20 protein-coding genes and 1 pseudogene are annotated in these 22241 nt (G+C 69.5%); 13 read left to right on the top strand and 8 right to left on the bottom strand.

Annotation, left to right across the window (positions count from 1 at the left end; genetic code table 11):
* Positions 1-91 precede the first annotated feature (91 nt).
* Together E1258_RS04170 and E1258_RS04165 are read right to left on the bottom strand one after the other, a co-directional pair.
* Positions 92-718 (bottom strand): LysE family transporter, encoded by a 627-nt coding sequence (locus E1258_RS04170; RefSeq protein WP_132396967.1) that lies wholly within the window; start codon positions 716-718, stop codon positions 92-94.
* A gap of 25 nt (positions 719-743) precedes the next feature.
* Complete coding sequence (locus E1258_RS04165) at positions 744-1493, bottom strand: helix-turn-helix domain-containing protein (RefSeq protein ID WP_132396965.1); 750 nt, start codon at positions 1491-1493, stop codon at positions 744-746.
* 747 nt (positions 1494-2240) lie between these two features.
* Between E1258_RS04165 and E1258_RS04160 the strand changes: the two genes are divergently transcribed.
* The 4 genes from E1258_RS04160 (at position 2241) to E1258_RS04145 (ending at position 6127) form a co-directional block, all read left to right on the top strand.
* The gene (locus tag E1258_RS04160) at positions 2241-2690 is read left to right on the top strand and encodes an alpha/beta fold hydrolase (protein WP_132396963.1); all 450 of its coding nucleotides are present in this window, start codon (positions 2241-2243) and stop codon (positions 2688-2690) included.
* Positions 2630-3145 (top strand): hypothetical protein, encoded by a 516-nt coding sequence (locus E1258_RS04155; protein WP_305847263.1) that lies wholly within the window; start codon positions 2630-2632, stop codon positions 3143-3145. The genes E1258_RS04160 and E1258_RS04155 overlap by 61 nt, the downstream gene beginning before the upstream one ends.
* Positions 3146-3618: 473 nt before the next feature.
* Positions 3619-4707: a homoserine dehydrogenase gene (locus tag E1258_RS04150; protein ID WP_132396959.1), complete on the top strand. Its 1089-nt coding sequence runs from the start codon at positions 3619-3621 to the stop codon at positions 4705-4707.
* Entirely contained in the window at positions 4700-6127 is a 1428-nt protein-coding gene (locus E1258_RS04145; protein WP_132396957.1) for an aldehyde dehydrogenase family protein, read from the top strand. The genes E1258_RS04150 and E1258_RS04145 overlap by 8 nt, the downstream gene beginning before the upstream one ends.
* 96 nt (positions 6128-6223) lie before the next feature.
* On the opposite strand, the gene E1258_RS04140 is transcribed toward E1258_RS04145, so the two are convergent.
* The 4 genes from E1258_RS04140 to E1258_RS04125 form a co-directional block, all read right to left on the bottom strand.
* Entirely contained in the window at positions 6224-6682 is a 459-nt protein-coding gene (locus E1258_RS04140; RefSeq protein WP_132396955.1) for an Lrp/AsnC family transcriptional regulator, read from the bottom strand.
* An 84-nt stretch (positions 6683-6766) separates the two neighbouring features.
* Positions 6767-7456 carry an HAD hydrolase-like protein gene (locus E1258_RS04135; protein ID WP_243715165.1) on the bottom strand — a complete coding sequence of 230 codons (690 nt, stop codon included), beginning with the start codon at positions 7454-7456 and terminating at the stop codon, positions 6767-6769.
* Positions 7457-7516: 60 nt separating this feature from the next.
* Positions 7517-8818: an MFS transporter gene (locus tag E1258_RS04130; RefSeq protein WP_371688564.1), complete on the bottom strand. Its 1302-nt coding sequence runs from the start codon at positions 8816-8818 to the stop codon at positions 7517-7519.
* The gene (locus E1258_RS04125) at positions 8815-9288 is read right to left on the bottom strand and encodes a GNAT family N-acetyltransferase (protein ID WP_132396950.1); all 474 of its coding nucleotides are present in this window, start codon (positions 9286-9288) and stop codon (positions 8815-8817) included. The genes E1258_RS04130 and E1258_RS04125 overlap by 4 nt, the downstream gene beginning before the upstream one ends.
* 96 nt (positions 9289-9384) lie before the next feature.
* On the opposite strand from E1258_RS04125, the gene E1258_RS04120 reads away from it, so the two are divergent.
* From E1258_RS04120 to E1258_RS04110, 3 genes are all read left to right on the top strand, one after another.
* On the top strand, positions 9385-9993 hold the full coding sequence (locus E1258_RS04120; RefSeq protein WP_132396989.1) for a TetR/AcrR family transcriptional regulator: 609 nt from the start codon (positions 9385-9387) through the stop codon (positions 9991-9993).
* 567 nt (positions 9994-10560) lie between these two features.
* The gene (locus E1258_RS04115; protein WP_132396948.1) at positions 10561-11118 is read left to right on the top strand and encodes a helix-turn-helix domain-containing protein; all 558 of its coding nucleotides are present in this window, start codon (positions 10561-10563) and stop codon (positions 11116-11118) included.
* Between the two features lie 418 nt (positions 11119-11536).
* The gene (locus E1258_RS04110; RefSeq protein WP_207919390.1) at positions 11537-11830 is read left to right on the top strand and encodes a hypothetical protein; all 294 of its coding nucleotides are present in this window, start codon (positions 11537-11539) and stop codon (positions 11828-11830) included.
* Here E1258_RS04110 and E1258_RS35670 read toward each other — a convergent pair.
* Positions 11831-11949, bottom strand: a pseudogene (locus E1258_RS35670) (IS6 family transposase); the annotation flags it as partial.
* 476 nt (positions 11950-12425) lie between these two features.
* Here E1258_RS35670 and E1258_RS04100 point away from each other — a divergent pair.
* The 4 genes from E1258_RS04100 (at position 12426) to E1258_RS04085 (ending at position 18356) form a co-directional block, all read left to right on the top strand.
* Positions 12426-13643, top strand: coding sequence for an MFS transporter (locus tag E1258_RS04100; protein WP_165949630.1), 1218 nt, complete (start codon positions 12426-12428; stop codon positions 13641-13643).
* A gap of 2 nt (positions 13644-13645) precedes the next feature.
* A complete protein-coding gene (locus E1258_RS04095) occupies positions 13646-15451 on the top strand; it encodes an alpha/beta fold hydrolase (protein ID WP_132396944.1) in 1806 nt (601 codons plus the stop codon).
* Positions 15452-15710: 259 nt separating this feature from the next.
* Positions 15711-17669, top strand: a complete 1959-nt coding sequence (locus E1258_RS04090) for a RiPP maturation radical SAM C-methyltransferase (RefSeq protein WP_132396942.1) — start codon at positions 15711-15713, stop codon at positions 17667-17669.
* A gap of 12 nt (positions 17670-17681) precedes the next feature.
* A complete protein-coding gene (locus tag E1258_RS04085; protein ID WP_132396940.1) occupies positions 17682-18356 on the top strand; it encodes a DUF5825 family protein in 675 nt (224 codons plus the stop codon).
* A gap of 1038 nt (positions 18357-19394) precedes the next feature.
* Here the strand turns inward: E1258_RS04085 and E1258_RS04075 are convergent.
* A complete protein-coding gene (locus E1258_RS04075; RefSeq protein WP_132396987.1) occupies positions 19395-19889 on the bottom strand; it encodes a GNAT family N-acetyltransferase in 495 nt (164 codons plus the stop codon).
* Positions 19890-20408: 519 nt separating this feature from the next.
* On the opposite strand from E1258_RS04075, the gene E1258_RS04070 reads away from it, so the two are divergent.
* Together E1258_RS04070 and E1258_RS04065 are read left to right on the top strand one after the other, a co-directional pair.
* Positions 20409-21575 (top strand): sensor histidine kinase, encoded by a 1167-nt coding sequence (locus E1258_RS04070; protein WP_207919388.1) that lies wholly within the window; start codon positions 20409-20411, stop codon positions 21573-21575.
* Positions 21572-22231, top strand: coding sequence for a response regulator transcription factor (locus tag E1258_RS04065; protein WP_132396938.1), 660 nt, complete (start codon positions 21572-21574; stop codon positions 22229-22231). The genes E1258_RS04070 and E1258_RS04065 overlap by 4 nt, the downstream gene beginning before the upstream one ends.
* The last annotated feature ends 10 nt before the right edge of the window (positions 22232-22241 follow it).

Below are 22241 nucleotides of genomic sequence, written 5' to 3'. Positions count from 1 at the left end.
CATGAGCCAGCCGAGCTGATCAGCGCCAAGGAGGTGGACCACGGCGAGGTGTCCGTCCGCACACTTGCGAACGGGTGGCGTTGGTGTCGCCTTACGACGAGAAGAGGCGGATGAGGAGCAACGCGGCGAAGGCAAGCAGAGCGACGCCGGACATCGCTTCGATGGCTCTGATCGCGGTGGGCTTGAGAGCGCGGCGCAGTCCCGCGATCATCCCCGCGCAGACGAAGCACCACAGCAGCGAAGAGACCATGAATCCGGCGAAGAACGCGACGAGGTGACGCGGCTCGGGCTGCTTACCGAGCATTCCGGCCACGGCGCCAGCCGCGCCGGCCCAGTAGACGATGTTCCAGGGGTTGCCCAACGACATACCGGCGCCGGTCAGAACCGCCGACGACCGTCCGCCGCGGGCCTCGGCGGGCACCGCGCTGCGATCACCGGCAAGAGCATCGCGTATCCCCAGCGCACCCAGCCCGGCCAGGATCAGGCATCCGACCACGGTCAGGGGGATCTGCACCGAAGGTAGGAGGAACAAGGCGGCCACGCCGCTGAGCCCGAGAATCGCCCAGACGGCGTCGCCGGTCAGCGAACCGACCTGCACGGCAAAGGCCGGGCGGAAGCCGCCCCGGACTCCGCGGCGCAGCGACTCGGTGAAAACCGCTCCGGGCGCGGCGTTGAACACCAGCCCGATACCCATAGCCGTCATGATGATCTGCAGCATGGGCTCCAGCGTGCCTACCGGCGAGCTAGCGGGTCTTGTCAGATGTTGACGCGCGTCGGAACCGTCCCGGCGTCATCGCGTAGGCGGCACGGAAGTGCTTGTGGAAGTGAGCCTGATCAGCGAAGCCGGCCGACGCCGCGGCGTGCGCGATCGGTACGCCCTCGCGCAGTAGCCGGCGCCCGTGCGCCAGCCGGGCCTGCAGATGCCAGGCATACGGCGAACATCCCACCGCGCGGGAGAATGACCGGATCAGTTGCTCCCGCGACAGGCCGACCTCGGCGGCTATATCCGTCACGCTGACTGCGGCTGACAGGTCCTCCCGCAGCCGTCGCAGCACGTGGGCGATCCGCGCGTCGCCGGGGGCGGGTCCGTCGGGTCGGGACCCGCCGGTGCCTCGACGCAGCAGGTCAACCAAGATCGCGTCGAGGTCCGCCGGTGCCCCGGCCGCGATGGCCAACATCCGGTGGCGCAGATCGGGTGCGGACAACACCGGGCGAGTGAACTCGACCAGCTCGCTGCCGGTGAGGTCCAGCATGTCGGCGACTGGAATGTACAGGCTGACGCAGGACCATGGGCGGGTGTCGGTGGTCCGGGTGGTGCTGGACTGCACCTGGGCGGGGTTGTAGAAGGTGACCTCCTCGACGCCAGCCTCGAACGAGGCGCGATCGAGGCGGACCTTCTCCCAGCCGTGGACGTTGACGCTGATCACGTACTCGTCATCATGGCTGTGCCGGGGAAACCCTCCCGGCTCCGGCGTAACCACCGCTACCTGCACCGGAACAACTGTAACGACCAGCCGAGGCGATCAGTGGAAACCGGTTAGCACCAGCGACTCACTGGTCGACTCACACAGCATCCACCTCCGATCGTTTGTGCTACCGCCAGTTGGTCCTGGCGGGATGGCGTGACCCTACGCGACCACCACAACGAGGCGGATCGGCGCGAGCGTCCCCGCCGGCATCGACGGAACGGCGGACTCCCGGCCGTGTAGGGGGATCCAGGGCAGCTGTCCGGACTTACCGAGGTCAGGCTGGAGCCCGCTGCGCAGGTGGTAGCGGCGTGAGGCGGAACGAGCCGGCGACTTTCCGCTGGTAGATCTCCCGGATGGCGGGATCCCAAGGGATGCGCCAGCGTTGGCGTGGATCTCGCGAATGCGGTCGGTCAGTTCCGCATCGCGCATTTGTCGCTTCGACGGCGGACGCTTCTTGGCCGCCCAGTAGCCGCTCGGGGTGATTGGAGCCCGTGCCGGCGCAGCACGCGGCAGATCGGCTCGACTCCGCCGAAGCGGTCCCGATGGGCGTCGACGAAGGTCACGAGCGTGGCGTAGGCCGGTCGAGCTCCGTCCACCTCCGAACCAAGGGGGCGAGGTGGGGTTCACAGGTACACCTGAATCTGCGTTCAGAAGTCCAGCCTGCGCCAGAGTGACCCGCCAGGTGCGATGGTTGGATGACGGATGACACCAAGAGACGAGTCGCTGCGGCCCGCTGTCCGAAGGCGGCGAATCGTGCGGATAGCCGTTGCCGTGCTGGCGCTGTTCCTGCTGCTCGCGGTGGCGGGCGCGGTGTACGAGGGCCTCGCCGAACGCGGTGACGCGAAGCGGTACCCGGTGCCCGGGCGGATGGTTGACGTCGGCGGGCACCGGCTGCACCTGCACTGCACCGGGGCCGGTGGGCGCACGGTCGTGCTCGAAGCGGGGCTGGGTGAATCGTCGGCCACGTGGGCTACGATCCAGCAGCAGTTGAGCGGCGGCGGTCGGGTCTGTAGTTACGACCGGGCCGGCTACGCGTGGAGCGAGCCTGGGCCGAGCTCTCGCACCGCCGGCCAGGCGGCTGATGAACTGCACGCCATGCTGCTGGCGGCCGACGAGCAGGACAGTACGTCTTCGTCGCACACTCCTACGGTGGTCACGTTGTGCGCCTGTACGCCGACCGATGGCCCGAACTCACCGCAGGGATGGTCCTCATCGACGTGAGCGACGAGAATGCCACCACGGCCCTCACCGCCGCGAGAGTGCCGCTGGCCGTACAGTTCGCGGTCCAGACCACCGCCGCTCGGCTCGGCGCCGTGCGGCTGTTCGGCGATGCGCTGGTTCCCGACGGTGCGCCACCGCTGGCCCGGCAGGCCGCGCCAGTGGTCTACGGCCCGAAGTCGCTGGCCGCCACCGGTGCCGAAGTCGCGTCGAGCCTCGACAGTGCCGAGCAGGTCAAGGCGAGCGTCGTCCACCCCGCCGCCTGGGGCGATCGGCCGACCATCGTCATCGCCGCCGCCGGGCAACCCGCGGCGGCAGTCGAGGCACAACGCCGGCTCGCCGAACTGTCCAGCCGAGGCTGCCTGATCATCGCCGACACCACCGACCACTACGTGCACTACGCCCAGCCCGACCTGATCGTGCGCTCGGTGCGCGACATTCACGAACCGAGGTGCTGAGGAGGGAAACACGGCTCCCCAGGATGCGTCGGCTCTGGTCGCGTAGTTGGTTGCGGTGGCCGATGGCTCCGCCGATTGAGCCAGGATCAGGCCGAGCGTGTTGGAGACCGTGGCGGTGACCGGTGGCGGGCCGGTGGTGAGCAGTACCGGAACGCGGGTCCAGGCTATCGACGCCGCCGCCTGACCCGGGCGGTGACCGGTGTCCCGGAGCCGACCACGGTATTGATCGTGCCACGACGACGAGTAGTCGCCAAGCCCATGGCCGAGGGAGGCACTCGGACGGGTCGCCAGTCGGATGCTGAGCAGGCAGTGGGGATATGCCCGCACTGCCCGGCGGCAGACGATCTGTCACCAGGGACGCGCACATCGGCATGCAGCGTGGTCGTTTCGGCATGACGCAGGTGGCAGGTGGGGGAGCGAGGCTTTGATCAGCCGCGCCGTGAAGGGTACGGCTGACCGGGAAGGAGCATCACATGGGTCGATACGACCTCGCCCTCATCGGCTTCGGCGGTGTCAATCGTGCGCTCGCGGCGCTCATCTGCGAGCGCGGGAAGCGGCTTTCCGCGGAGCTGGGCCTCGCCTTGCGCGTTGTTGCGATCACCGATCTGCGGGCCGGCTCCCTGGTCGACACCGAGGGCATCGACCTCACCCCGCTGCTGGCGGTCGAACCCGGCGAGCTCACGTTCGCCGGCATGACCGGCGGAAGCGCCGACCCCCGCAACGAGTGGGTGATCCGCGAGGTGCCGGCAGACATCGTGGTGGAGGCGACGTTCACTGACCCCACCGAAGGCGAGCCCGCACTCTCCCATGTGCGCTGGGCCCTGGAGTCCGGCAAGCACGTGTGCACCACCAACAAGGGGCCGGTCGCCTTCGGCGGCCGTGCGCTGCGGCAGCTGGCCGCCGAGCGCGACGTCAGCTTCGAATTCGAGGGCGCGGTGCTCAGCGGCACACCGGTCCTGCGAACCGCCCAGCGCATGCTCGGCGGGCTTGAGATCGCCGGCGTCCAGGGCATCATGAACGGCACGTCGAACTACATCCTCGGCCGGCTCGAGGCCGGTATCGATCTCGCGACGGCCATCGCGGAAGCCCAGGAGCTGGGATACGCCGAGGCCGACCCCACAGCCGATCTTGAGGGCCACGACGTCCAGCTCAAGTTGATGATCCTAGCCAACGAGGTCCTCGGTGCCGATTTGCGTCGCGAGGACGTCTTCCGCGAAGGCCTCTCCAACATTACGCAGCAGGATGTGCAGAACGCCATGTCGAAGGGGCTGCGCTGGAAGCTGGTCGGCTCGGCGATGCGCCAGGCGGATGGCAGCGTCGACGCCCGGGTGGCCCCGCTCGCGTTGCCCGCCCACCACCCGCTCGCCGGGATATCCGGACCGGTCAACGCGGTCGCCTTCCACACGGACCTGCTCGGCGTCGTCACGGTGTCCGGACCGGGCGCCGGCCGTACCGAGACCGCCTACGCCCTACTGTCGGACATCATCGCAATCCACCGGCGTCGCCCCGCGGACGGCAACACCGCCCTGCGCCGCGTTCCTCAGGAGACCCACCATGGCTGACACAGTGGTGAGCCCCCGCATCCAGTTCGGTGCCGGCATGCAGGCCGTGCGCAACCCGTACACCGGTGAGGTCATCGGCTCGGTCTGTATCGTGGACGCCACCGCCATCGCCGGCATCCTGGAGCGGGCCAGGTGCGGGTGCCGCACCGCGGGCACGCTGTCGCGCGCCACCCGGGCCGGTGCCCTGGACCGGGCCGCCCGGCTGGTGGAGCGGCGCGCTGAGTCCTTCGCCCGTCTGATCGTCAGCGAGGCCGGCAAGACCATCGCCCAGGCCCGCAAAGAGGTCGCCCGCGCGGTCAACACGCTGGCCCTGTCCGCGGCCGAGGCCCGGCGCAACGCCGGCGAGATCATACCCTTCGATGCCCACGAGGGTTCCGAGAGGCGGCAGGGGTGGTTCACTCGTGAACCCCTCGGGATCATCGCCGCCATCACCCCGTTCAACGACCCCCTCAACCTGGTCGCTCACAAGCTCGGTCCGGCCATCGCCGGCGGGAACGCGGTGATCCTGAAACCGTCCGCCCTCACCCCACTGTCCGCGCTCCGCCTGGCCGACACGCTCATCGAGGCCGGCCTGCCCGAGGAGATCGTCACGGTCGTCAACGGCGGCGCCGACATCGGCGCTGCGATCGTCACCGCGCCCGACGTGCGCATGGTGTCGTTCACCGGCGGATTCGCCACCGGCGAGGCCATCACCCGCACAGCGGGGCTGAAGAAACTGGCCATGGATCTCGGCGGCAACGCTCCGGTCATCGTGATGGACGACGCGGACCTGGACGCGGCGGTGAAGTCCTGCGTCTCTGGCGCATTCTGGGCGGCTGGCCAGAACTGCATCGGCACGCAGCGGATCCTCATCGCGCGAGGGGTGTACGGGCGCTTCCGCGACGCGTTCGTCGCCCGCACGAAGCTGCTTCGCGTCGGTGACCCGTTCAACGAGTGCACGGACGTCGGCCCCATGATTACCGAGGAGGCTGCGCGGGCCACCCGAGCCAAGGTCGACGCTGCGGTTGCCGACGGGGCGGTGCTGCTGTGCGGCAACGAGCTGAACGGCTCCCTGTATACGCCGACGGTGATCGAGAACGTCCCGGCCAGCTGCGGGATCTGGCAGGAGGAGGCGTTCGCTCCAGTCGTCGTTCTGCAGCCGTTCGATTCCTTCGATGACGCCATCGAGCAGGCCAACGCGATCGACTTCAGCCTGCACGCGGGGATCTTCACCTCACGTCTGGACCGCGCGCTGTCGGCAGCCCGACTGCTCGATGCCGGCGGAGTGATGATCAACGACTCGTCCGACTACCGGCTCGACGCAATGCCGTTCGGCGGGTTCAAGTACGGCAGCATGGGCCGCGAGGGGGTGCGCTTCGCCTTCGAGGAGATGACTCAGCCGAAGGTCGTCTGCCTCAATCGTCTGGACGATGTGCGGTGACAGCCCTCCATACCGGGTGCGATTCACCGGGTGAACTCGCCGTCCCTGGTCCAAGCCGGGCCGCTCGGGAGGAAGCAGGCAACCAGGCTGCTCACCCTACCCTGCGGACCTGCGCCCTCCTCGCGGTCGGTTAGCCACCCGGGACAGGGCAAGCGCCGTGACCATGTCACGTACACCGGGCATCTGGGCAATCTCTTCCCAGATGTCCCGTATGCGGCCCAGGGATGTCGCTTCGAGCCGCACCATGATGTCGAAGTCGCCGCTGAGGACTTCGCAGATGGTGACCTCGGGGATACGTGTGAGCGCAGCCAGGACATCGCCCCCGCGCATGCGGTCCTGGCGGTAGACGAGCACCAGAGCGGAGACGAGGTCGTCGCCGGCGTCGCGGGTAGGGCGGACGACGGTGTAGCCGGCGATGTGTCCCTGCCGTTCCAGCCGCTCGACGCGCTGGCGCACCGCGTTGCGGGACAGCAGAACCCGGCTGGCCAACTCGGCATGCGAGATGCGGGCGTTGCGGGTGAGCTCGGCAATGATCTTTTCATCGATTGCGTCCAAGATGGGTGCCCTCCCTCGCGATCGACAAGCCCCCCGGCAGTCGATGGTGCGCTGCTGGAGACGGGTGTGATGGATCGAAGCCGGTCAGGAACGGGAGTGCGAGACGAGGTCCTTCGGCTCTCGCGGGGACACCAACATCCGCGCCAGGGCTCGCGGCGACTCGGCGGTCGCGTACGCTCCCGTCGATTCGACGGGAGCGCCGTACCCCCACAGCACGCGGATCGCCGGGATGCCTTCGGCGGCGGCGCTCTGCACGTCGTAGCCCCGGTCGCCCACCATCAGGGGCCGGGACGCGTCGATCCCCTGCGCCCGTAGCCGCAGCAGGCATTCCCGGATCACGTCCCGCTTGGTGCTCCGGCCCGCCCCGTCGGAGGTGCCACACACGGTCACCAGGTGCGCGGTCAGACCGTAATGTTCGATGATCCGCTCGGCCTGGTGCTCCACCTTCGATGTCGCCACCGCCATGGGGAAGCCAGCCGCAGCCAGCGTCTCCAGCAGCGCCGGAACCTCGTCGTACAGTCTGCTGTTCAGGGCACCCCTCTCGACGTAGGCCGCTCGGTAGAGCTGCAGGGCCCGGCTGGCGGTCAACTCGTCAAGGCCGAGAACGTTGCGAAACGACTGGTACATCGGCGGGCCGATGAAACTGAGCAGCGTGTCCCCGTCGGGAATGGGAACGCCGATTTCCTCAAGGGCCATGACGACACTGGCGGCGATGCCCGCAGCGGAGTCCACCAGTGTGCCGTCGAGGTCGAGCAGAATGCATGTGGGCGTCACGGAGGCACCTTCCAACTACGACGTCAGAGAAGGAACGGGTTGTCCCGATGGGACGGGCCGCTAGTGTGCTGCAGCGGTGGGGAGCGTTCTAACGACCAGGAGCGTGGTTGCGCCTGCGGCGGCGAACACGGCAGCCAGCACGAGCCAGCCAATGGTGCCGAGCGTCAGGGCTGTGCCGGTGACGACGAGGGGTGCGAGCATGGCGCCAGCGGCGACGCTGGCCTGGTTGACGCCTTGGTAGGCGCCGGCCGCGCCGGTCGATGCGAGGTCGAAGGCGAGGCCCCAGTTGCCGACGTCGGCGGCGACTTCGCCGAAGGTGTGCAGGATGACCGCGCTGAGCAGCAGGATGACGGCGATGGTGGTGGATCCGCCGGCGGATGCCGAGTAGATGAGGCACGCTGCTGCAAGGGAGAACCCGCCTGCGAGGATGGCCCGGGCGCTGGTGTGGATGCCGTGGACTCGTCGTGCGACAGGCGTCTGGATGACGACGACGGCGGCGGTGTTGAGCAGCAGCACCAATGTGACGGTAATGGGCGGCGCCGACGTGTGTTCGGTGATCCAGAGGGGAACGCCGACGGTGAGGAGGCCGGCGTGCATGGCCAGGAGCACGTTCAGGGCGCTGACGGTCAGGTAGGTACGGTCCTTCAGCGGTGACCGTCCGGCGGAGGTCGGGGGCAGATCAGCGATCACGTCGTCGCCGGGTGGTCTGCGGGCGGCAAGCTCGGCACGGATGGCCAGCAGGGGCCAGACGGAGGTCAGGACGAAGATCCCGGCGCCCAGGATCGCCAGGGTGTAACCGACGCCGGTGTCGGTGAGCAGGGCGAATCCGCCGCAGGCGCTGCCGGCACCGATGAAGACGTTGATGACGACGCCGAGGCGGGCTCGGACGAGGACACGGTCGGTGCCGGTGAACGCCTGCGCCAGGACGGCGGCACGGGCGGTGCCCTGGGCGGCTTTGCTGGCGACGGCGAGGCAGGCGGCCAGAGTGAACGTGGTGACGGTCGACGCGGCGGGGTAGGCGAGCAGGGCGAGTCCTTGGGTGGTGGTCGTTGCCACCAGCACGGCGGGTGCGCCCACGCGGTCGGCGACGCGACCGGCAGCGAACGAGGCGGCGATGGCGACTGCGCCGGCGACGGTCAGTCCGACGCCGACCTGACCGACGCTCAGGCCGACGACTTTGGTGAAGAACAGGGCACTGACGGCGTAGAACACTCCGTTGCTGAACGACGAGGCCATGGCCGAGGTCGTCAAGGCTGCGGCGATCGGCTCAGCCGGCCGTAGTGCCGCCGCGGCGCTGCGGGCGAACGCGCTGAGCGGTCCGACCGTCGCTGTTCCCCGACGTGTGGGCTCCAGGGCTGTCATGAGCCGGTCGGGGGATGGGGCGTGCGCGCGAAGCACACCGACTGGGGCGCGCCCACGTAGGGGCCGAAGTTGCCAATCTGCTCGTAGCCTTCACGCTGGTAGAACCTGATCGCCTCGGGTTGCGACGTCCCGGTCTCGAGCACGAGCCGTCGGACGCCGGCATCGTAGGCGCGCGCTTCGAGGTCGCGCAGGATCGCCGTCGCGACGCCCGTGCCGCGGTGCGCCGGGGCCACGTACATCCGTTTGATCTCTGCCACGCCAGAAGTGAGCATGCGCAGCCCGCCACAGCCGATGGCAGCCCCCTCGTGCCCGCGTGCGACGACGAAGACCGCCATGTCGTCGGCACTGGGCGCCGTGCCCGGTTCGTGATCGTCGTTTCCGTACCGGGCATCGAGTTCGGCGCGCTGCGCGGCACGCAGCCTGGCGGCGTCGGGCGCGTCCCATGGCTCCGGGGTGATTGTCACGTTCATTTGATCTCCCTGATCGTAACGTGCGTTACCGTAGCAATCATTACCGTAACACGTGCTACCGTGGAGGTGAAGGTCCAGCTCGGCCGGAAGGACGGCATGTCTCGCACCCGCGATCTCCAGGCTCAGCAGCAACGGCTGTCGACCGCGACGTGGGCGGTGCTAGCCCACGACGGGCTGACCGGACTGACGGTCCGGGCCGTCGCCGCCCGCGCCGGCTGCACGACGGGCCTGGTGATGCACACCTTCCCCGACAAACGGTCCCTGCTGCGGCACGCACGGGACCTGCTGCACCAGCGCACCGCCGAGCGCGCCGATCAAGCAGAGGCGGCTGCTGCCGACCCGCAGAGCCGGCTACGAGCCGTGCTGTCGCAGGCGGTCACCCTCGCCGACGACAAGCGCCAGGAAGCCCGGGTCTGGATCGCGTACGCGGCGGCCGCCGTCGCCGATGCCGACCTCGCCGAGCTCCACCGCAAACACAACCGTGCATTTGTCGCCCGCATCGACCGGCTCCTGTCGGATGCGTATCCGCACCTCGCAGACGACGCTCGAGCGGACGCCGCCACCGCTCTCGTAGCGCTCGTCGAAGGCCTCAACACCCTCGCCGCGCTCGATATCACGACCTACCACCCTGACCAGCAACGCCGAGCCATCGACGACGCCCTGAACCGACTCACCACACGTACGCGCCCGACGGGATCTCGATAGCCGCCTGGCTGCGGCGTGTCTTGACAATCCGGTGTGACACGCCTGGCGGGTCTGCTGCACCGATAGGTGACATCTGAGCACGTCACGGCGTAGTCGATCGGCACGGTTAGGCGCATTGAGCTGGTTTAAAATCGTATCTGGCCTGGCGCGTCGGGCAGACGTTCGGCGCTTGTCGCCGCATACATTTCGGCACCTGCGGTTGACCGACCTGGCTCGCGCCGATTGGACGCTGGACCAGATCGCTCAGCTGCCCCGGGATCGTGAGAGGCCGACGGCATGCCGCCTTGGCAGGCGGAAACCGTTGAACCTCAGTGCCATCGGTGCGGCCGCGCCGCCGATCCGGCCATACCCGCACTCGTCGAATAGAGGACCTTTGGTGTCGGCAGCGTTCGGTTGGTTGAGGAATCTCGCCCCCACGCATTGTTCGTGCTTTCATCCCTACCGCGACGGATGAACACGCGATCGTCGCGGGAGGGATCGCTCCAGACTTCCTCTGAACCGCATTGCAGCTTCATGCTGCGATGCTCTACGCTGCTCCGTAGTTACGGATCAGCGAAGGATGCGACCATGAACGACAACAGGTTCGACGAACTTGAGCGACGGATCGCCCACCTGGAGAGCCGGATCGGCGGCGAAGCCGCGCCGGAGCGTGCCGCGCGAGGTGCGAACCCTCTGATGGGGGTATTGCATGCCTGGCGCCGCGAGGCTGAGGAGCAGTCCCTGCCCGGGACGGTGGGTTATGCGGGGTACGTGGCCGGCAGGGAACTGCTCTGGGCCAGGCAGATACCGCTCGCCGAGCTATTGCCGGCCGACTGGGGTCCAGCGGCCGGCATCCTGGAGTCCCTCGGCAGCCAGCCGCGGCTGGCGTTGCTCGGGGCGCTCTTGCGCGAGGGCCGCCGCACCAACGTCGACCTTCAGGAGGCGCTCGGCGCGAACCAGGGGGATGCGACCAGCGGCCAGCTCTACCACCACCTGCGGGAGTTGCAGGGGTCGGGGCTGATCACGCAGAAGCGGCGTGGCGAGTATGAGCTCGTCCCCCAAGCGGTGATCCCGATCCTGACTATCCTCGCCGCCGCAATGAATGTTGCCACCGACCCTCCGGTCGTACCACCAGTCAATAGGTAGCCGCGATCCGCGCGCTGCAGCGGCGACGACAGGCGACGTTGGGTCATCCGAGACTGGGCCGTCCCCCAACTGGGCGCACGCTCATCAGCGTAGGACGTTCTGCGTCAAGCCTTTGGTCGGTGTCTCGTCGGTTGTCTGTCCCGGCATAGCGGTAGCGGGGTTGGTCCCGGCAGGGTGTGATCGGGTTGGTGAGACGACGGGCGGGGCTGCCCATGATGAGCGTCGAGGTAGCCGTGGTTCCTCAATGCCGTGTGGGGCTCGCCCCCGACGGGGCTTGACGGGTCGCCTGCAGATGTCAGGCGGCGATGGGCATCACCGTGCGGGGTTCGGCGGCGTGGGTGGCGATGGCCGGGTTCCAGGCCCGGCCGGTGGTGACGACGGCGTGCGGTTGCCGCAGGATCGCTGCGGCGATCACGGCTTGGGCCTGGGTGACGGTGCGGCGACCGAGACCGTCATCACCGCTGTTCTGGCGACCAGGCCCGCCGGGGCTTCGGCCATGCCCGAGGATGAGATACGCGTCGTCGCGCTGGCCTTGTTCGACGCGATCGCCGAACACCAGTGGCTCGTCACGCGACTCATCCTCCAGATCGTCCGCAACCCGGCCGGTCCGGTGACGGTGGGGATTCTCGTGAGGATCGGTCGGCAGGTGGGTGCCCGGCGCTGTTGCATTGGCGGATCGGTGGACACGCCGAGGCGCGTCAGCCGGCACTGATCAGATCGCTCGCGCCAGTTCCGTGAACGCGACTGCCCCCGCAGACCGGGTGGGACATCAGCGGCGAGTTCGTAGTGTCCGCGTCGGATGTTCTGCACGAAGGCGTGGCCGGTGATGATCGCGCCAGAACGATCACCGCAGGCGGGAACCGGAACCCGACGAACGCCGACGCCGGCGCAGACCAGGACCGGAGACGAGACGACAACCTCACCGGGCAGGCAGACCATACCGGCCAAGCCGGAGTCGATCATGCGTCCGCCCAACGCAACAGAGCCCCACGGGCTTCCGCGGCCTTCCCTTACCGCGCAACGGGTTCGGGCGTGTCTGCAACCAACCGCCTAAATCGGCCACCCTCCACACTCACGCCTTTACATGGAGAGGCCCAGCGAATTTCGTCACCTGCCACAAGTCAGATCAAATCGACGTCAATCATTCACTGAGATTGATGTCTTGCCAGTCACGCCACCTACTGTTAGCGTTCTCGTACAGGTAGAAACTCTCTGCTTTGCAGAGTCGACCTTTCCCGCGCCCGCAAATGGGAGCCAGACGTGCGATTCTCGCGACGAAGAATATGACGGCGACCTCGGCTCGTGAATTGCCGCTGCGGCCCGACTCGTCCCGCCCACGCGACTTTCGTCTCTACTGGCTGGCCGGCGGGATCAACCTGCTCGGCTCCCAGGCCTCCGGTTTGGTCCTGCCGCTGGTGGCGCTCGCCGTCAGCGGTTCGCCGACCTCCGCCGGCCTGGTGGGCGGCCTCGGCCTGGCCGGGCGGCTCGTGGCGGCGCCGGCGGCGGGCGTGCTGGCCGACCGGCTGCCCCGCAAGGCCATGATGGTCACCGCGCTGCTGGTGGCGGCCGGCGCCATGGCTACGGTCGCCGGCACTCTGGCGGCCGACGCGGTGACCCTCGGCATCCTGGCCGGTGCCGCCTTCGTGGAGGGCGTCGCCCAGGCCGGCTACGAGTCGGCCGGCGCGGGGGCCATCCGGCGGGTCCTGCCCCCTGACGACCAGCGGGCGCTGGCCCGGCTCGAGGCCCGCAACCACGCCATGCAGATCGCCGGGCCACTGCTGGGTGGGGCACTCTTCCAACTGGCGCGTTGGGCACCGTTCCTCGCCGACGTGGTCTCCTACCTGGTCGCCGCGTCCTGCGTTGCCGCAATTCGCACCGACCTCAACCCACAGCGGACGGACCGCAATTCGTTCCTGGCCGACCTGCGGACCGGACTGCGCTTCGTGTGGGAACACCCGTTCCTACGTTTCGTCACCATCTGGGCCGCCGGCATCAACTTCGTCTTCGGCGCACTGATATACCACACGATCCTGGTCGCCGGCGGCCGTGGCGATCTGCCGGTGTCGGTCGGCCTGATTCTCACCATCGCCAGCGTCGGTGGTCTCGTCGGCGCGTTGTCCGCGCCGCGGGTGCTGCGACACCTGCGGCCGGTGGTGGCCATCCCGATCGCGTCGTGGGCGACGGTGGGCCTGGTCGCCGCGCTGTGCGTGGCCCGGCAGCCCTGGAGCTACGGGCTGCTGTTCGGGCTGGTCTTCCTCCTCACGCCCATGGTGGCCATCGTCTTCCAGTCCCGCGCCATCACGATCACCCCCGACCACCTTCAGGGCCGGGTGGCAACGGTGATCGGCACGACCGGAGAGGCGCTGCGGGTGCTCGCGCCGGTGCTCGCCGGCGCGCTGGTCGCCCGGTACCACCCCGGCGCGGTGGCACTGATCTTCGCGGCGGTCCTGGCCATGCTGGCCGCATACGCGACCACCAACGTTTGGAAGCTGCGCACCGGCACGGCCCCGGCGAAGGAGGACTGAGGATGGCTCGCAACTTCCGCGTCTACTATCCGGCGCTGCCGCTGGTGGCCGAGCACGCGCCGCACCGGGCCGTCTTCGTCGGCGACGCCGATGGGCGCTGCCAGGTCTTCGTCTGGGACCGCGAGGTCGGGTCGGCGCGCCAGGTCACCGACCGGGCGGCCGGCACCGTCCGGGCCGCCATCGACCCTGGCGGCACCACCGTCTGGTGGTTCGACGACGACCTCACCGGGGTGGGCAGCTGGCGGGTCTGCGACATCGACCACCCGGAACACTCGACCGAGGCACTGCCGGGGCTCGCCCCGGCCCGGCACGCCGGCCTCGCCATGGCCGCTGACGGCACCGCCGTGATCGGCCTTTCCGACACCGGGGGCATGACGCTGTTCCGGCGGACCGCCACCGGCCGGGTCGACCGGATCTGCCGGGTTCCCGGATACGCCCACCTGGTTGACGTGGACCCGGCTGGCCAGCTACTCGTGGTCGGCACCGACGCCGCGTCGCCCACCGCGGTCACCGTGCTGACCGGCGACGGCACGCCGGTGGCGGTGCTGCCGGGCAGCGCCGCCGGACGGGTCTGGCCGCTGGGATTCGCGCCCGGGACCGGTCCGGCCCGGCTGCTGCTGGTGGTCGAGGAGAACGGCGAGTACGCGCTGGCCACCTGGACCCGGGCCGGCGGGCTGGCCCGGCACGAGTGGCGCTTCGACACCGAGATCACCGCCGGCTGGTATCCGGACGGGACCCGCGTCCTCGTCCGCCAGGATCGACACGCCGGCAGCCACCTGTACTGTGTCGACCTGTCGGCGGGGACGCGTACCGAGGTGCCCACCCCGGCCGGCAGCATCCTGGACGCCGCGGCCTGGCCCGACGGTGACGTGGCGTACGTCTGGACCGACTCCACGACACCGCCGCAGATCCGCTCCGTCGCCGGGGTGGAGCTGCCGACGGCGCCGGACGACGGCCCGGGTGACGAGGCGGTGTCGCTGACGCAGTACTGCCGGCGGACGCAAATCTGGGTGCCGGGGCCAGCCGGGCCGATCCACGCGCTGGTCGCGGCGCCCGCCGACCGGACCGGGCCGCTGCCGGCGGTGTTCCTGGTGCACGGCGGACCGTTCCAGCACGCCCGGGACGCGTACGACCCGCTGGTCGAGGTGCTCGTCCGGACCGGCTGTGCGGTGGTCCGGGTCAACTACCGGGGCTCCAGCGGGTACGGGGCCGCCTGGCGCAACGACTTCCGCGCCGGCGTCGGGCTCACCCAGCTGGAGGACCTGGCGGCCGTCCGGTCCCATCTCTGCGAGCGGGGAGTGATCGTCGAGCACCGGGTGGCGCTCTGGGGCAGTTCCTGGGGTGGGTACCTGACCCTGCTCGCCCTCGGGGTGCAGCCGGACCTGTGGCGGCTCGGCGTCGCGATCAACCCGGTCGCCGACTACGCCGCCGCCTTCGCGGCCGCCACCCCGGCGATCCGCGCGCTGGACACGATGCTGTTCGACGGCACGCCGCAGGAGGTCCCGCAGCGGTACGCAAACTCCTCTCCCACGAGCTACGTCGACCGGGTACGCGCACCGGTCTTCATCGCCGTGGCCACCGACGACGTCCGGTGCCCGCCCGCCCCGGTGGAACGCTACGCCGAGGCGCTGTCGCACCGCCGGGTCCCCGTGAAACTCCTTCGGACGCGAGCCGGGCACGAGGATTTCGATGCCCGTGGTCACGTCTCCCTGATGCAGGCGGTGCTGCTGTTCATGCAGCGGCATTTCGACGGCGTACGGGACGAAGGGACGCCGGTCGCGCTCGCCATGGCGCGACCGACGGACTGACGTACCGGACGGCGGCCTGACGGTCCACGAATGGCGAGGGGAGGTGAGAGCCCATGCGTAAGAACATCATCGAGAACGACCCGATCAGCGGCAACCGCGACCAGGTCCGTTCCGACGTCGCCGTCACGGTGACGGTCACCGTCAAGTTCTGATCCACCACCGAGTGGGATCGCCGGTCCCGCGCCTCGGCCGGCACCCGGCGATCCCACTTCGGTGTCGCCCTCGTCGGGTCCGGGCTTCGTGAGCAAGGAGAGGTGACGTGCGGGTTCTGCTGGTCAACATGCCGTGGGCGTCCATCGATGTCCCGTCCCTGGCGCTGGGGATCCTCACCAACAGCGTCCGCCGGAGTTGCCCGGATGCCGAGGTCGAGGTCGTGCACGCCAACCTCGACTACGTCGACTGGGTGGTCGACCGCACCGAGTTCACCCTGCACGACTACCAGTACTATTCCCTGTTCACCTACTTCGCCGGGTGCGGTGACTGGGTCTTCTCCTCCGCGCTCTACGACGACCCGCGGTGGCGGCTGGACGAGTTCACCAGCCGGGTCCGCGACCAGATGTCCGAGCGGGAACTCGCGCGCAACGTCGAGCTGCACCGGTCCGCCCCGCAGTTCATCGCCGAACTGGCGACGCGGATCGTCGAGCGGGCGCCGGACCTGGTCGGTTTCACCTCCACCTTCCAGCAGAACACCGCCGCGCTGGCGGCGGCCAAGCACGTCAAGCGGCTGGATCCGACGATCCGTACCGTGTTCGGCGGGGCCAACTGCGACGGCGAGCAGGGCGCGGCCCTGCACCGCAACTTCCCCTTCGTCGACCTGGTGGTGCGCGGCGAGGGCGAGGCGGCGTTCCCGCGGCTGCTGGCCGCCCTGGCCGGCGGCGACCCCGCGCGCCCACCGGTGCCGCCGGGGGCCGCCGTGGGACTGGCCGGCGTCGAGGGGTTGTGCTGGACCGCCCCGGACGGCCGGCGGATCGCGAACCCGATGAGCACCAAGCCGCTGCCGCCCGCCGAGATCGTCACCCCTGACTACGCCGGCTACTTCGAGCGGCTCGCCGCCTCCCGGGCCCGCAACTGGGTCGAGCCGAAACTGGTCGTCGAGGGCGCCCGGGGATGCTGGTGGGGCGAGAAGCACCACTGCACCTTCTGCGGGCTCAACGGCTCGTTCATGGAGTTCCGCAGCAAGAGCCCGAGCAGGTTCTACGACGAGATCGTCTCTCTCGCCGAGCGGCACCAGGTGCTCGACATGTTCGTGGTCGACAACATCCTCGACATGGGATACGTGACCTCGCTGCTGCCCAGACTCGCCGAGTCCGACTACGACCTGCGGTTGCAGTACGAGATCAAGTCCAACATGAAGGGCGCGCAGGTGCAGGCGCTGGCCGACGCCGGCCTGGTGAGCGTGCAGCCCGGGATCGAGAACCTCAACAGCCGGGTTCTCAAGATCATGGACAAGGGGGTGACCGGCTGCCTGAACGTACGCATGCTGCGCGACGCCGAGACCAGCGGCGTCACCGTCGCCTGGAACTACCTCTACGGCTTCCCCGGCGAGACCGACGAGGACTACCAGACGATCCTGGACCAGTTCCCGGCTCTGCACCACCTGGCCCCGGCCGGCGGCAGCAGCCGCATCGCCATCGAGCGGTTCAGCCCGTACTTCAACCGTCCCGAGCTCGGCTTCGGCGACCTGCGGCCGGCGGGACAGTACCGCCTGAACTACGACCTGCCCGAGTCGGAGCTGATGGACCTGGCGTACATCTTCGACGTGCCCGAGCAGGGCATCGGCGCGGAGCTGGCGACCCGGCTGGAGGAGGCCGTGACCGAGTGGCAGCACGAGTACGCCCGCAGCCAGCTGACCCACCACGATCTCGGCGAGGAGATCGTGCTGGTCAGCCGCCGCAAGCACTTCGCCTGGCGGGTGCTTCGCCTGACCGCCGCGCCGGAGGTCGCCGCCTTCCGGCAGCTCGACCAGCCGCACACCGTCGACTCGCTGGCCCGCCGGCTCCACCGCCCCGAGCCCGAGGTGGCATCCCTACTGCGGCGCTGGCGGGAGCTGGGCATCGTCTTCACCGACGGCGGGCAGTTCGTGCATGTCGCGCCCCGGGCGATGAACCAGGACCTGCTCCGGATCGACCACCTGCACCCGGAACGCGTCGGCGCGCGGCCGGAAACCGACCACACCGCGAACGGGCCGGCCGAGCAGGCCGCCCTGAGCGCCGTCTGAGGGGAGGCCGTTATGGCCGTCGCCGCATCCACCCGGGAGCCCGTCCTGGTCCGCCTCGCCCGCGATCACGACCCGGCGGTGCGCGCCATACCCGGAATCGACCTCGGCGTCACCGAGTTGCGTGAGCCGGCCGGCGAGGCCGCCGCCCGATGGTTCCACGCCGGGGTACGGCACGTGTCGCTGCCCGATCCGGTGGACCTGGCCGTCGACGACACCGACGCGGCGTCCCGGGACGCGGTGCGCCGCCTCGTGCTGGTACGCGACCTGACCAGCTTCGGGATCGCAGTGGACTGGCGGCTGCTGCTGCCCTACGACGGGTCGAACTGGCGGGTCTACTGCCACCTGCATCCACCGGCGGAGCTGTCGGCGGCGGCCGACGACGACACCGACGACCCCCTCGACGCGTGGCGCCGCTCCCACTACATCGACAAGTGCACGTTCCGCGCAGGCCCGGGCTTCGTTCAGGTCCGTGACCGCCGGGCCGGCCGGCTCAACCTGCACACCGTCGACGACCCGGCGTACCTGCGGGTCCTGGCCCAGGTCGTCGAGGGCGCGCCGGCCAGCGACGTCGATCTGGACATCGCCCGTGACTTCGCGGCCGAGGGCCTGGTCGCACAGGTGGGCACCATGCTGGTGTGGCTGCCGTACCGGCTGCGCCGGTGGCCGCTGCCGTCCATGATCGTCTAGCGGCGAGGTCGGGCCGGCGGTTGGCCCGTCGGGTGGCTTCATGTCGGAGCGTCCGGCCAGTCGCAGCGCGTTGATGGCCAGGTTGCGTAGTGAGGGCCAGGACGCGTGTCGGGTCTGGGCGACGATGCCGTCCGGTGGCGGCGCGGTGCGTAGCAGGTAACTGGCCTGGCCACGGGTGAGGAACGTGTGCGTCGACCGGGTCGGTCTTGCGGCCTGGCCGGTGTCGAAGACCCGGACTCGGGCAGACAGCTTGGCCGGTACGTCGAGAACCTGTTCGCCGTCGGCGACCAGGCGCTGGGCGATGTGCCGGCCCACACCGTTGCAGCCTTCGACCGCCCATACCCGGTCGCTGAACGCGCGGCCGGCCGCCGGCGTCTGCTGGTAGCCGTCGCTGTCGGTGCCGAAACGCCTCCGGGTCAGGACTCTTTCCCGCTCGTCGATGGCTTCGATCGTGGCCGACCGTTTGTGCGGATCCACTCCGATCAACACGCGACTCATGTGCTGGTTCCTCCCGCACCGTCAGACCGATTGATGTCGACAGGGAGGGCAGAGCTACTTCGAGCTGCACAAATCCCTCTTGAGTCACTCCCCGGACGGTAGCCGGCGGGCGCATGCCAGATGAGAGTCACCTCCCCGGATCCGGTGGACAGCCGCGAAGAGAGCGAACCCACCGGCTACCTCGACCCAGCCTGGCCGGGCACGGGTCGTAGATCCAATCGAATAAGTAGCCGCCGACTGGGCGCCGCGCTCTGAGACGAGGGCGGTGGGTCGAACGCTCGGTGGTGCAGAGATACAGTGCGCTCCGACTTCCGGGATAGGCACTCATCTCGACGTTGGCTCGGAGGGGTGGACCCGCGTGAGCGTCGCGTCAGCGAACGATCGTGGCCCGCGCTTCGATCTGTTTCGCGTCCTGCACGCAGCAGCATGGCACCAACTCGTCGGCCCTGAAATCGCGAGACCCCGGTGAGGGCATCAAACGACTCCATCGCGTCGACTCGGACAACGGTGAACGTTTGTGTTGCGCTGAGCGGATGTCCATCATATGCCGTTGAACTGGGCGTGAGTCACCGCTGCGTCGCGGTGCATGATGTGACCCGTGGCAGTGAATGCCTCGTTGCCGACCAACGAGCCTGTCCGGGTCTCCGTGATCGTGAAGCCCTCGCTCAAGTAGAGTCCCATCCCGGCCAGGTTGCCGTCGAGCACAGTGACCTCCACCCGAGGCCCGGCAGCAGCCAGCGCGTGCCGCAGCAGCGCTCTGCCGACTCCCTGCCGGTAGTGCTGAGGGTCGACGTACAGCCACGTGACTTCGTCGTCGTCGAGCGCGACGAAACCGGTCACGGTGCCGTCGTCCTCGGCGACCCAAAGCTGGCCGTCGAACAACCCTTCGCCCTCGGCGGTCTGCGCAAGCGTCAGGAAGGCCTCCACGCCGACGGAGCCGCGCAGCTCGTCGAGGCGGGCGGCGTCGTGGATACGCGCGATCGCGTCCCAATCATCGTCGGAATAAGGGCGGATCTTGATCTCCACGGTTGGCATGGACGCGATCCTCCCGCCCGGCTCCCGGCCAATGCAACCCAATAGCGCCGCCGGCACCGCGGCGCGATCAACACCGCACGCACACAGCACGGTGGTGGACATGTCGACCGAGGCGAAGCGGACGGGGCTGCGATATGGCCGCCGGTCCGCTGTGATGAACCGGTCTCGCGTCGTCACGACTCGAATCGGCTGTCCGATGCGCGGACACGCACCGCGAACCATGGCATCGGGCGTCGACCTTGAGGAAAGGACGCTACGCCTGGCGTCCTCATCTGCCGCAATTCGCGCGGACCGGCGGCGGGAGTCGTCAGGGTGCGTAAGCAGCTGGAGCAGGACGGGCCCAAGCCGGTGAGCCCCGTGAGGCGGCGCCGCACTCGCGAACATCGAAAACCGCCAAATCACGGTGGCGCTTGTAGTCGCGCGTCCGTCGTGCGGGCGGTCCCGGTCGTTCCCAAGGAGGACCGGGAGGCCGCCGCTTGGGACGAGGCTGCGGGCCGGCCGGTGCCCTACTGTGGGGGTGTGTACCGGATCAACCTGTGGCTGCGTGGCCATCCGTGGGTCGGCGACGCGGTGTTGATCATGGTGTTGTCCGTGCCCAGCCTGTATCAGACCGGCGACGGCTGGCGTGCGCCGTGGATCCAGGCGGTGGTCCACGCCGGTCTGGTGCTGCCGTTGCTGTGGCGTCGGCGCTGTCCGGTCGCCGCGGCGGCGACGATGCTCGCCGCGGCGTGGGTGTCGTATGGGGCGCAGGTGTGGCAGTGGCAGATCCCGATCGCCACGCTCGCGCTGCTGGTCGTCGTCTACACGTTCGCGGTGCGGGGGCGGCGGGTGGCGGCGGTGGTGATGGCCGGGCTCGTCGCCGTTCTCTTCGGCACCTGGGCGATCACTCGGTATCCGGGTGAGGACGGCGGTTGGGGCACCCTCGGCTTTCTCCTGATGATCGCCATCGCCTGGGTGGTCGGCGAGTTCATGCGGGCGCGGCGCGAGTACTTCGCGGAGGTGGAGCGGCGGGCGACGGTCGCCGAGTCGGAGCGGCGGGCGCTCGCCCGGGCCGCGGTGGCGGAGGAACGGAACCGGATTGCCCGCGAGTTGCACGACGTGTTGGCGCACAGCGTGAGCGTGATGGTGGTCAACGCCGAGGGCGCCGCGCTGATCCGCCGTGCTGATCCGGACGCGGTCGACCGCACGCTGAAGACCATCAGCGCTACTGGCCGGGCCGCCCTGGGCGACTTGCGGCGCCTGGTCGAGGTGCTGCACGTCGACCCTTCTTCGCGTGCGCCCCAGCCCGCCACGGCCGATCTGCGGGAGTTGGTCTCCCGGGTGAGCGTCGGCCGGCCCGCCATCGACCTCGTGGTCGCCGGCGACACCGGGGGGCTGCCGGCGAGCGCGGCGGTGCAGGCTTACCGGATCGTGCAGGAGGCCCTCACCAATGTGGTCAAACACGCGCCCGTCGACGCGCCGGCCGGGGTCGTTGTCGACTTTGGTTGCGCTGGGACGAACCGGGTCGTGCGCATCGAGGTGACCAACGGCGGCGGGCCGGTGCGCCTCGACGCGTTCCCGGCATCCGGGCATGGCCTGACCGGTATGCGGGAACGGGTCGCCATGTTCGGCGGCACGCTCGACGCCGGCCCGACCGGCGAGGGCGGCTATCGGGTGACGGCCACGCTCCGGGTGAGTCCGACGTGACGGCGGCCAGTGTCCTGATCTGCGACGACCAGGAGCTGATCCGGGTCGGCCTGCGGATGGTGGTGGACAGCCAGCCGGACCTCACCGTCGTCGGCGAGGCCGCCGACGGCGAGGCGGCCGTGGCGAAGGCCGTCGCGCTGCGTCCTGACCTGGTGCTCATGGACGTGCGGATGCCGCGCCTTGACGGCGTGGCCGCCACCGAGCGGGTCTGCGCCGAGCTGCCCGGCACGCGGGTGCTGGTCATCACGACCTTCGATCTCGACGAGTACGCCTACGCGGCGCTGCGCGCCGGCGCGAGCGGGTTCCTGGTCAAGGACGCGCCGGCCGACGAGATGCTCGTCGCGATGCGCGGCGTCCTGCGTGGCGACGCGATGGTTGCCCCGTCGGTGACCCGGCGGCTGCTCGACCGGTACGTGACGGGAGTCGCCGCCCCGATCGCCGACCCGCGCCTCGACGCGCTGACCGATCGGGAGCGGGAAGTGCTCGGCCTGCTCGCCCGCGGCTTGAGCAACGCCGAGATCGCCGGCAAGCTCTTTCTTGGCGAGACCACCGTCAAGACCCATGTGGCTCGGGTCCTCGCCAAGCTGCACATCCGCGACCGGGTGCACGCCGTCGTGGTGGCGTACGAGACGGGGCTGGTCCGCCCTGGAGGCTGACGCACGACGA

Source organism: Micromonospora sp. KC207, assembly GCF_004348615.1.
GTDB lineage: Bacteria > Actinomycetota > Actinomycetes > Mycobacteriales > Micromonosporaceae > Micromonospora.
This window is presented reverse-complemented; position numbering and strand designations above follow the sequence as displayed.

Coding starts and splice junctions, on each gene's coding strand:
- E1258_RS04170 (WP_132396967.1), bottom strand. CDS start 718: ATGCTGCAGATCATCATGACGGCTATGGGTATCGGGCTGGTGTTCAAC.
- E1258_RS04150 (WP_132396959.1), top strand. CDS start 3,619: ATGGGTCGATACGACCTCGCCCTCATCGGCTTCGGCGGTGTCAATCGT.
- E1258_RS04145 (WP_132396957.1), top strand. CDS start 4,700: ATGGCTGACACAGTGGTGAGCCCCCGCATCCAGTTCGGTGCCGGCATG.
- E1258_RS04130 (WP_371688564.1), bottom strand. CDS start 8,818: ATGACAGCCCTGGAGCCCACACGTCGGGGAACAGCGACGGTCGGACCG.
- E1258_RS04125 (WP_132396950.1), bottom strand. CDS start 9,288: ATGAACGTGACAATCACCCCGGAGCCATGGGACGCGCCCGACGCCGCC.
- E1258_RS04120 (WP_132396989.1), top strand. CDS start 9,385: ATGTCTCGCACCCGCGATCTCCAGGCTCAGCAGCAACGGCTGTCGACC.
- E1258_RS04115 (WP_132396948.1), top strand. CDS start 10,561: ATGAACGACAACAGGTTCGACGAACTTGAGCGACGGATCGCCCACCTG.
- E1258_RS04095 (WP_132396944.1), top strand. CDS start 13,646: ATGGCTCGCAACTTCCGCGTCTACTATCCGGCGCTGCCGCTGGTGGCC.
- E1258_RS04085 (WP_132396940.1), top strand. CDS start 17,682: ATGGCCGTCGCCGCATCCACCCGGGAGCCCGTCCTGGTCCGCCTCGCC.
- E1258_RS04075 (WP_132396987.1), bottom strand. CDS start 19,889: ATGCCAACCGTGGAGATCAAGATCCGCCCTTATTCCGACGATGATTGG.